Origin of the sequence: Campylobacter portucalensis (assembly GCF_009690845.1) — a bacterium.
GTDB lineage: Bacteria > Campylobacterota > Campylobacteria > Campylobacterales > Campylobacteraceae > Campylobacter_B > Campylobacter_B portucalensis.
In genome coordinates, this window is the sequence record NZ_VWSJ01000087.1 from 1 (window position 1) to 329 (window position 329).

Genomic DNA, 329 nt, shown 5'->3' on the forward strand with positions numbered 1-329 from the left:
ACAGTTTATGCTACAAATATGGTTGAATATAGCGGTCTAAATCATAATGGAGATGTTCATGCTAAAAAAGATAATCAATATGAAAAAGTTGATATTATAAGATCTGGTATCAAAGTCCCATGGTTTGAAGAAAGCAAATTAAGCTTTAAAGATTTACACAATCAAAAAGACAATGCTTTCTCTCTTATGACATATCCATTAAATAAAAAAGATAAGAATTACAATAAACGTCTCTTAACCCCAAAACAAAGCGAAATAACCCTTCAATACCAAACTAGAGGCGGAAATATTGGAAGAGGAACTTTTAAAGGCGAACAAGCCTTCTTAAA

The 329-nt window shown here is 30.7% G+C and carries 1 protein-coding gene; it reads left to right on the forward strand.

Going from position 1 to position 329, the window contains the following annotated elements:
• Positions 1-329 (forward strand): hypothetical protein (locus F1B92_RS08970; protein WP_195836351.1); only part of this gene is annotated, 329 nt, incomplete at both ends.